Below are 5,761 nucleotides of genomic sequence, written 5' to 3' on the forward strand. Positions count from 1 at the left end.
CACCGCCCCGAGCCGCTGGATCTCGTGGACCGGCGACGGCACCCGGGGGATCGCCTCGCCCCGCGAGAGCGCCGGGCCCGAGGCCGCCAGCAGCCGCAGCGGGCGCGACACCCGGGACCAGAGGTTGACCGCCAGGACCGACGAGGTGGCGAGCACCAGGAGGCCGAAGCCCGCGAAGGCCCAGACCCAGCGGCGCACCCGGGCATCGACCAGCGCCTGCGGGATGCTGGTGGCGACCATCCAGCCGGTCAGGCGCGAGCGCGCCTCGATCACCACGACCGGTTTGTGCTGGCGGTCCTGGCCCTCCCACACCCCCGGCGTCGCGGTCTGGACCTGGCGCAGGCTGGCGAGCCGGGGCTTGCCGACCACGGAATCCGGGTCCGGCAACCGGGCGAGGACGGTCCCGTTCCGGTCGGAAATGCCGGTGGTCCAGCCGGGTACGACCTCGCGGGACAGGATGCCCTGGAGGCGCGACAGCGGCACCGTGAAGCTCAAGAGGTAGGCGACCTCGCCCTCGACCATGACGGGGACGCCGACCGCGTAGGTCGCCTCGTTCGGGGTCGGGCCCGGGACGTAGCCGCTGACCATGGCGCGCTGGGCGCCCTGCGTCAGCTCCGGATCGAACGGGAGCGGCATCATCGGCATCGGCGCGCCCCGCGGCACGCCGGTGTTGACGACCTCCTGGCCGTTCGGGCGCCGCAGCAGCACGTCGAGGTCGATCGACTCGCGCACCAGACGAGCCTGCGCGTCGAACGCCTCGAAATCGCCCTGCCGGATCCGCGGCGACGTGGCCAGCGTCTGGAGCACCGAGACGAGGCCGGCGGTGTCGCGGTCGAGCGACAGGCCGATGCCGCGCACGTTCTCGCGGGCGTCCTGCTCGAAGCGGGCGCGCTCGGCCGAGGCGTAGCGCATGAGCAGGATGCTGGTGAACAGCAGCCCCGGGCCGATCAGCGCCACCACGAGGGCGATCAGGTAGACCTGCGTGGAGAACCCGTTGCGCCCGAACCGGTGCATCCGGCGCGACAGCCACGACCGGCGCGCGGGAAGGACCGCCGGGAGGTTCGCGCCCTCGGCGTCCTGTTCCGGGCTCAAGCGGCGCCCGTCCCCGGCACGCGGTGCCCCGCGGGCTCCTCGCCGTTCCCTCGCTTCATGACCGGTCGATATGGCCGAGATCGCGCCCCGGGTCGAGGTGGTCGCGCACCCGTTGCTTGAGGGCTTTGACGTCCGGAAACCCGCCGTCGCGGACCCGCTCCCACAGGAGGACCCCGGCGATCTCGATCCGGAACGCGCCGCCCGTGGCGGGCACGAGGGCGACCTCGCCGAGATCGTCACGGAATGTCGAGAGCAGCTCCTGCGCCATCCAGGCGGAGCGCAGCAGCCAGTTGCACTGCGTGCAATAGGTGATCGCGACGCGCGGTCCGGCCCGGCGCAGGCCGTCCTCCCTGGTCACGTCGCTGTCGGACGGATCGCCCGCTTGCTTCTCGTGCATGCGGCCACAGCGCATTGCGGCGCCATCCTTGTCAACCTCACCCACCGGAACGGCGCGCGCGGCGCTTGACGTTTCGGGTCGGCGCGCCCTAGAAGGCCCGGCATCCGGTCGCGGCCTGCTCCAGGCGCGTACGACCGCGGTGGTCCCGCCCCCGGGCGGCACACCGGCACGGACGGTTAGCACAGCGGTAGTGCGTTCCCTTCACACGGGAAAGGTCGCAGGTTCGATCCCTGCACCGTCCACCATTCTCCTCCCTCCCCCCGAATGTCCGACGTGTCTGACATTGGCGTCGGTTTGCCACCTGAAACGCCCGTGCTAAGGCCGCTGGATCGGTGAACGCACAAGCTTCGACCCGGCCTCAACCGGGCAAGGCGGCACGAGCAGGGTAAGGGCGGGAACAGCCATGAAGGACATCCTCGACAAGCTCGCTGAGCGGCGGGCCCAGGCGCGTCTGGGCGGCGGCGAGAAGCGCGTCGAGGCCCAGCACAAGCGCGGCAAGCTCACGGCGCGCGAGCGGATCGAACTCCTCCTCGACCACGGGTCGTTCGAGGAGTTCGACATGTTCGTGCAGCACCGCTCCACCGATTTCGGCATGGAGAAGCAGAAGATCCCCGGCGACGGCGTGGTCACCGGTTGGGGCACGATCAACGGCCGCACGGTCTTCCTGTTCTCGAAGGACTTCACCGTGTTCGGCGGCTCCCTGTCGGAGGCGCACGCGCAGAAGATCGTGAAGGTGCAGGACATGGCGCTGAAGATGCGCGCCCCGATCATCGGCATCTTCGATGCCGGCGGCGCGCGCATCCAGGAGGGCGTCGCGGCGCTCGGCGGCTACGGCGAGGTGTTCCGCCGCAACGTCATGGCCTCGGGCGTGATCCCGCAGATCTCGGTGATCATGGGCCCGTGCGCGGGCGGCGACGTCTACTCGCCGGCCATGACCGACTTCATCTTCATGGTCCGCGACACGAGCTACATGTTCGTGACCGGCCCCGACGTGGTGAAGACCGTCACCAACGAGGTCGTGACCGCCGAGGAACTCGGCGGCGCCAAGGTCCACACTAGCAAGTCCTCGATCGCGGACGGTGCGTTCGAGAACGACGTCGAGGCGATCCTGCAGATCCGCCGCCTGCTGGACTTCCTGCCCGCCAACAACATCGAGGGCGTGCCGGAGATCGAGAGCTTCGACGACGTCGACCGGCTCGACATGTCGCTGGACACCCTGATCCCCGACAACCCGAACAAGCCCTACGACATGGGCGAGCTGATTCGCCGGGTCGTCGACGAGGGCGACTTCTTCGAGATCCAGGCGGCCTACGCCCGCAACATCATGACCGGGTTCGGCCGGATCGAGGGCCGTACCGTCGGGTTCGTCGCCAACCAGCCGATGGTGCTGGCCGGGGTTCTGGATTCGGATGCCTCCCGCAAGGCCGCGCGGTTCGTGCGCTTCTGCGACGCCTTCGCGATCCCGATCGTGACCTTCGTGGACGTGCCGGGCTTCCTGCCGGGCACCGCGCAGGAATACGGCGGCCTGATCAAGCACGGCGCCAAGCTGCTGTTCGCCTATTCGCAGGCGACGGTGCCGCTGGTGACGATCATCACCCGCAAGGCCTTCGGCGGCGCCTACGACGTGATGGCCTCCAAGCACGTCGGCGCCGACCTGAACTACGCCTGGCCCACCGCACAGATCGCCGTGATGGGCGCCAAGGGCGCGGTGGAGATCATCTTCCGCAGCGAACTCGGCGACCCGGACAAGATCGCTGCCCGCACCGGCGAGTACGAGGACCGCTTCCTGTCGCCGTTCGTGGCCGCCGAGCGCGGCTACATCGACGAGGTGATCATGCCCCACTCGACCCGCAAGCGGATCGCCCGGGCGCTGGGCATGCTCCGCACCAAGGAGATGGAGCAGCCCTGGAAGAAGCACGACAACATCCCGCTCTGAGGCGTGCGCGGGCCGGCGGCGCCGTCGCCGGCCTCAGCTCCGGTCGCTGTGCTCGATCACCGCGCACAGCGTCAGCGGCCCCTTGTCGGGGGAGACCATCGCCGAGCAGGTGATCCGGGCGCCGCCCAGGTCGACGTTGCTGTGGCGCAGGCGGACGGCCGCGGCCTGGGCCTTGTGCGCCGCCTCGGTGATGGTCGCGGCATCGATGCCGGTCACCGCGTGCCCGGCCCGGCCGAACGTCTCGTAATACGCCTCCGGGGGACTGGCCCCGCGATACTGCGCGCCGACCGAGGACAGGTCCGGGCTGCCGCAGGCCAGCGACAGGGTCATGTCGGGGCCGTCCGCGAAGCTGGCGTAGTCGCTGCGCCGCTCCGTCACCTTCGCGGCGGTCGCCGCCGTGACCTTGTCGATCAGGGTGTCGCAGGATTGGGCCCGAGCCGTGCCGGGGCCGGCTGCGAGGATCGTGAGGGCGAGGACGGGAAGAAGCGCGCGCATGGCCGGTAGTTAGCGCAGCACGAACGCAAAAGACGCGTGGCGCGGCGTTCAGGCGCGGGGCGGCTCGGCGGTACCGCCAAGTTCCAGCAAAACGATCTCCGGCGGCACGCCGAAGCGCACCGGGATCCGGCTCATGCCGAAGCCGCCGGACACGATCAGGTGGCGCCCGTCCTGGATGACGTGGCCATAGGCGTAATCGTGGCCGCGGACCCGCCGGATCGCCGGGGAATGGCCGAACAGCCGGACCTGGCCGCCGTGGGTATGGCCGGAGAGCGTCAGCGAGACCCGGTCGGGGACGGCGGCGAAGATGTTGGGCTCGTGGGCCATGAGGATCACCGGCGCGTCGTCGGTGATCGTCCCGAGGGTGGCGGGCAGGTCGTCGAGTCCCTCGTCCTGGCTGTTGTAGAACGGCTGCTGGTCGGCGAGGCCGGCGAGCCAGAACGGACGCCCGTCCTTCACCAGCCGCAGCGTCTCGTTCTCCATCACCGGGATGCCGCGGGCCTCCAGCAGGTGCTTCACCGCGGGCGAGCCGCGGCGGGAGCGCTGGACGGCGTGGTCGTCCCACCAATCGTGGTTGCCCAGGATGGCGTGGGTCCCGAGGGGCGCCTTCAGTCCCTCGACCATCCGGGCGAACTGCGCCAGCGGCAGCTTGCGCCACGCGATCTTGCCGGCCGGGTAGTCGCCGAGCATCAGCACGAGGTCGGGCTTCAGGGCATTCGTCGCATCGATGATCTCCGCCACCCGGTCGAACGGCATGTACGGCTCGCAGATGTGGAAATCCGCCAGCACCGCCACGCGCAGGTGCAGGGCGGGGTCCCAGCGCGGCAGGACCGGCGCATAGGTGGTCACCACCAGCCGGTGCAGCGGCTCGACGTCGAAGGCGTAGACGCCTGTCCCGGCGAGCAGGCCGGCGCCGGCGCCAAGCCCGGTCAGGAACTGCCGGCGGCTCGGCACGATCAGCATGGAGATGTCCAAAGGCTCTCGAAAGGATGTGCCTGCCGCTAAGCGCTCAGTCCGGCGAAACCGGGGCGGTGCCCAACCTGACACGAAGACGATTCAGCGAGGCTGAATCCCGCATCCGGCGATGGCCTGCGGCTACGGGCAGGCTATAACGGGCGCATAACGCCGCAAGAAACGTCCGGACCCCAATGTTGAACCGCCCCCTGCGCATCGGTACCCGCGGCAGCCCGATGGCGCTCGCACAGACCGGGATGGTGCGCGACAAGATCGTGGCGGCCAATCCCGGGCTCGAGACCGAACTCGTGGTGGTCACCACGGTGGCCGACAAGATCCTGGATCGCCCGCTCTCCGAAATCGGCGGCAAGGGGCTGTTCACCAAGGAACTCGAGCAGGCTCTGTTCGCCGACGAGGTCGACGTCGCGGTCCACTCCATGAAGGACGTGGAGACCTGGCTGCCGGACGGGCTGGTGATCGCCTGCATCCTGGAGCGCGACGACCCGCGCGACGCGTTCCTGTCCCCGCGTGCGGACGGGCTCGCGGGCCTTCCGCACGGCGCACGGGTCGGCACCTCGTCGCTGCGGCGGGGGGCGCAGGTGCTGATGCACCGGCCGGACCTGAAGGTCGTGCCGTTGCGCGGCAACGCCAACACCCGGATGCGCAAGCTCGAATCCGGCGAATGCGACGCGACGCTGCTGGCGCTCGCCGGGCTGCAGCGCCTGGGCCTGCAGGATATGGCGCGCAGCGTCCTCTCGGTCGATGAGATGCTGCCCGCGGTGGCGCAGGGCGCCCTCGGGATCGAGTGCCGGGCCAACGACGCGGCGGTTCGCGCCCTGCTGGCGCCGATCGCCTGCGCCCGCTCGGCCGCGATCGTCGTGGTGGTG

Annotated in this window: 5 protein-coding genes, 1 tRNA gene and 1 pseudogene; 3 read left to right on the forward strand and 4 right to left on the reverse strand. The window is 70.2% G+C overall.

Annotated elements, in window-relative coordinates:
- A pseudogene (locus FV228_RS18710) lies at positions 1-1,092 on the reverse strand (histidine kinase); the annotation flags it as partial.
- A 55-nt stretch (positions 1,093-1,147) separates the two neighbouring features.
- Positions 1,148-1,489, reverse strand: a complete 342-nt coding sequence (locus tag FV228_RS18715; protein WP_238259915.1) for a SelT/SelW/SelH family protein — start codon at positions 1,487-1,489, stop codon at positions 1,148-1,150.
- A gap of 170 nt (positions 1,490-1,659) precedes the next feature.
- On the opposite strand from FV228_RS18715, the gene FV228_RS18720 reads away from it, so the two are divergent.
- Positions 1,660-1,734, forward strand: a tRNA-Val gene (locus FV228_RS18720).
- Between the two features lie 158 nt (positions 1,735-1,892).
- Positions 1,893-3,425 (forward strand): acyl-CoA carboxylase subunit beta, encoded by a 1,533-nt coding sequence (locus tag FV228_RS18725; protein WP_147856001.1) that lies wholly within the window; start codon positions 1,893-1,895, stop codon positions 3,423-3,425.
- 33 nt (positions 3,426-3,458) lie between these two features.
- On the opposite strand, the gene FV228_RS18730 is transcribed toward FV228_RS18725, so the two are convergent.
- Positions 3,459-3,920, reverse strand: coding sequence for an ABC transporter ATPase (locus tag FV228_RS18730; protein ID WP_147856002.1), 462 nt, complete (start codon positions 3,918-3,920; stop codon positions 3,459-3,461).
- A gap of 48 nt (positions 3,921-3,968) precedes the next feature.
- The gene (locus FV228_RS18735; RefSeq protein ID WP_147856003.1) at positions 3,969-4,883 is read right to left on the reverse strand and encodes a metallophosphoesterase; all 915 of its coding nucleotides are present in this window, start codon (positions 4,881-4,883) and stop codon (positions 3,969-3,971) included.
- 185 nt (positions 4,884-5,068) lie between these two features.
- Here FV228_RS18735 and hemC point away from each other — a divergent pair.
- A partial coding sequence (gene hemC, locus FV228_RS18740; protein ID WP_147856004.1) for a hydroxymethylbilane synthase occupies positions 5,069-5,761 on the forward strand: 693 nt, incomplete at its 3' end.

This window comes from Methylobacterium sp. WL18 (genome assembly GCF_008040015.1).
Lineage (GTDB): Bacteria > Pseudomonadota > Alphaproteobacteria > Rhizobiales > Beijerinckiaceae > Methylobacterium > Methylobacterium mesophilicum.

Excerpts from the sequence above, each read along its gene's own strand:
- FV228_RS18725 (WP_147856001.1), top strand. The coding sequence starts at position 1,893 with ATGAAGGACATCCTCGACAAGCTCGCTGAGCGGCGGGCCCAGGCGCGT.
- FV228_RS18730 (WP_147856002.1), bottom strand. The coding sequence starts at position 3,920 with ATGCGCGCGCTTCTTCCCGTCCTCGCCCTCACGATCCTCGCAGCCGGC.
- FV228_RS18715 (WP_238259915.1), bottom strand. The coding sequence starts at position 1,489 with ATGCACGAGAAGCAAGCGGGCGATCCGTCCGACAGCGACGTGACCAGG.
- FV228_RS18735 (WP_147856003.1), bottom strand. The coding sequence starts at position 4,883 with ATGCTGATCGTGCCGAGCCGCCGGCAGTTCCTGACCGGGCTTGGCGCC.